This window comes from Microcystis sp. M049S2 (assembly GCF_020245625.1).
Taxonomy (GTDB): domain Bacteria; phylum Cyanobacteriota; class Cyanobacteriia; order Cyanobacteriales; family Microcystaceae; genus Microcystis; species Microcystis ichthyoblabe_A.
Genome location: NZ_JADBUN010000032.1, coordinates 1 through 3,183 on the forward strand (window position 1 = coordinate 1; position 3,183 = coordinate 3,183).

General features: G+C 40.9%; 3 protein-coding genes and 1 pseudogene. 2 read left to right on the top strand and 2 right to left on the bottom strand.

Annotated elements, in window-relative coordinates; all coding sequences use genetic code 11:
* The first annotated feature begins 148 nt into the window (after nt 1-148).
* The gene (locus tag IM496_RS02535) at nt 149-421 is read left to right on the top strand and encodes a hypothetical protein (RefSeq protein ID WP_353737621.1); all 273 of its coding nucleotides are present in this window, start codon (nt 149-151) and stop codon (nt 419-421) included.
* A gap of 92 nt (nt 422-513) precedes the next feature.
* On the opposite strand, the gene IM496_RS02540 is transcribed toward IM496_RS02535, so the two are convergent.
* Both IM496_RS02540 and IM496_RS02545 read right to left on the bottom strand, forming a co-directional pair.
* Nucleotides 514-846 (bottom strand): hypothetical protein, encoded by a 333-nt coding sequence (locus IM496_RS02540; RefSeq protein ID WP_194018217.1) that lies wholly within the window; start codon nt 844-846, stop codon nt 514-516.
* Nucleotides 836-2,902: a CHAT domain-containing protein gene (locus IM496_RS02545; RefSeq protein WP_287661153.1), complete on the bottom strand. Its 2,067-nt coding sequence runs from the start codon at nt 2,900-2,902 to the stop codon at nt 836-838. The genes IM496_RS02540 and IM496_RS02545 overlap by 11 nt, the downstream gene beginning before the upstream one ends.
* Here IM496_RS02545 and IM496_RS02550 point away from each other — a divergent pair.
* Nucleotides 2,886-3,183, top strand: a pseudogene (locus IM496_RS02550) (bluetail domain-containing putative surface protein); the annotation flags it as partial. The gene IM496_RS02545 and the pseudogene IM496_RS02550 sit on opposite strands and share 17 nt — an antisense overlap.

Consider the following 3,183-nt stretch of genomic DNA (forward strand, 5'->3'; position numbering starts at 1 on the left):
AAAACTATCAACAACTCATGCTTGTAAAGCTTGTACAATAGGGCTTTGAGTTTTTGTTAGATTGATATTTATCAACTTTAGAGCATTGCTGGACAGAGAGGGAGCTTGGGGAATTTTCTACAGTGTAAGTTCGGAAGAACCGCCTTTAATGAGTAATATGGAGTTACGAGGAATCGAACGCGGTAAGGAAATTGGTAAGGAAATTGGCAAGGAAATTGGTAAAGAAATTGGAGCGTTAGAAAAAAGCCGCGATGACATAAAAACAGTTTTAACCGTGCGCTTTGGACAGATTTCTTCAGAAATTGAAGAGATAATCGGCAAAATGACTAACCCTACTATCTTAGAAGAGCTACTAAAATTAGCAGCTACCGCTAATTCTCTCGCAGAATTTAAGCAGTCTTTGGCAAAAATCAATATCTAGAAAACGGTTTTCTTTGAGAAACTCTTTGAGAAACCCGTTTTCTTTGAGAGACCGGATACCGACCTCTGGCTTTTTGTTTTAATGGTGGACATTTACTTCGTTTTCTGTATTTTTGGCTGCAAAGTTGTAGATAGGGTAACTTTCATCGTGTTTGTATTGGCTGTTTCTGCTCCAATGTTGAAAAACAGATATTTGAGTCCTCCCTGCGCCTTTAGGCTGACTGAACCATTAATTTCAACAGTCAACTTACTTTCTACATCTACCTTACTAGAAAGAGCTTCCATGACAGATTCAAAGAGTTCTTGCAACTGAACTGCGACGGTTTCCTCTTGTGGTCCCAAAGTAGTCAGGATTTCCTCATCCTCAGTTTGTAAGCTACTAACTGAAGCTGGATCGACGGCTGTGGCATATACTTTAATTGGCATGGTCTTCCTCCTTGGAATTTTTTTGCTGTACAATCGAGAAATCTGGATCGCCATAAATACAATACAGTAGCCAAAATAAGTTTCTCTCATTGGCTGCAACTTCTTTGGCTTTGGCTACAGCCTGTCCGATAGTAATTTTCTCATCTGGGTTGAATAATTCACGGTAAACAATTTCGGCAAAGTTGACGGCATATTTCACTGGTACGGCTCCTAAAGTTCCAATGAAAGCATCTGCACCACGCTGATAAAATTTCCAGCCAAAACTGCTAAATTTTCCAAAGGTTAACACGGGAACGGTTGAAGCACAGGCGTTAGCAAACACAAGACTACCTGGCTCAAGGGGTAGCCTTAGAATGGTTTCAGGGAGCAAGTTTTCAATTCGGGTTTTGTTTTTATCGCCAGCAATTTGGAGTAGGTGCGGTTCTAAATGTCCGTGACAGGTGAAATGAAGCGCATCTGTGCCTGGAATAGCTTTTACAAGGGACGAAATTGGCTGTTTAGCTAACAAGTGTACCGCTTCTGGGGGGAGAAGATTAGAGAATAGATGGGTAGCTCGCTCTGCTTCCGAGGAAGGTACATCTCCACCGACAATATTGACAATCCGCTTGATTTGTCTTTTTCCCTTACTTTCAGGTCTATTTCTTTTTGGTAAATCTTGACTATCGCTGAGGCGAGGAGAGCGAGCAATAATAAACTTCTTTCCCCAAAAATCTTCGCCGTCGTACATTAATTCCCAAGGAATCCACTGTTCATTAGTGGAGATAATGACAGGAGAACCAATCTTCCAAGTTCCCATTTGTTTGGCCACTTCAGAGGGAATTAACATCTCGAACAAGTTAGCGCCAACACTCTGAAGATTGAAACAGATACTCTCCCAACGCTCATCAGAGGGGTTTCCTTGTTGCACTACTTCTGTCAGGAAAGCATTCAAACTTCGCAAATCATCTTCAATTTGTTGCTGAATATTAGGAATTGTTTTCTCCCACTCGCCTAAGCGATTGGCAGGGAAGATAGTATAGAGTAATTTACTTTCTCTCTCAATCCAAGTAACATTAAGTGTATGTTTATCGGGATTAACCGTCATACTTTCTAAGTTTTTGAGACCATCAATTGGGTCTTCCATTGATAAAACTTTTGGCGATATTTTATTATACGAGTAGAAAGTTACGTTAGTTTGAACGATTACATACCCAACTCTTGTTGCTCCTCTGAAAAACTCAATCTCAATAACTTGCTCACCTCTTTCAAGAGGAACAAGGGTAAAAATCACTTCGTTGGAATCGCCTTTAACTGGAACAGTCAACTGCTGTTGATAAGGTCTTATGGCAAATGCTGGAGCAGTAACCTTGACATTTAGTTTAACTTGCTTAGTATTAAGTCCTACTGTAAGCCAAATTTTTTCTGGAACACGAGTAAATTTTGGAATCTCTTGAGTTAGCTGAATCTTTAAATCAACTTTTTGTTCAAGAACACATCCTGATGGGAATTCGATTCGAGTGTGGCGTTGAATTGTTACGCTTTTATCTTTATCCCTAGCAAAATATTCACGGAACCGATAGATTAAGGGTAGTTTTTGCTCGCAGTATAAGATTTTATCCTCCTCCTCCTCGTCAATAATACATAGCCTTTGCATAATCCTTCTGCGCTCGTTCATGGTTAGGCCTTTACTGGTAATAGCGCTTCTATCAACAATTACTGATAAGCTTGTTTCTGGATGAGTGAGCAGTTGAAATTGAATACAGAAATCAGCCAACTCGAAATATCGAGCCTCAATAGCTTTATCGGCTGTCTCAAGGAAATTCAAATCGACTTGGCTCAGAATAGTTGCAAATTCAGCCATAAGACTTTGAGTTTCGCCAGAGAATTTCTCTAAGAGAGTATCAGCTTCACTAAACTTATTTTGTCCCAACAATGCAGCAAGTTGTACAAGTTGCCTATTGCGAGTGTTAGGAAAGTATGCAGCCAAAGCATAAGCCTCGGCGAATTCCCCTTCTCCCAGAAGAGCGACAATCGGTTGCAGCCAAGTTTCACGGGGTGTTTCACTGCGAGTTTCCATTTCCTATACCCTTCCTAACAACGTGGAAAATCTCGTCCTCACTGGTACTGGTAATCTTAATGGCACGGGTAATGCCTTGTCAATCTGGCAATTAATGCCCCGGGCGCTTTTACCCGGGCAACAAATAGCACCACGACCAATATTAACACCATTGTTACTAACGTCTTTACCGATGCTAATGGGGCAACAGCCGGAAATCAAGCTCTCGGAATTAACAGTGCTGTTTTAGTGCGGGACAATAGTTCTTCTACTTACCTAATTATCAACGACGGTACAGCAGG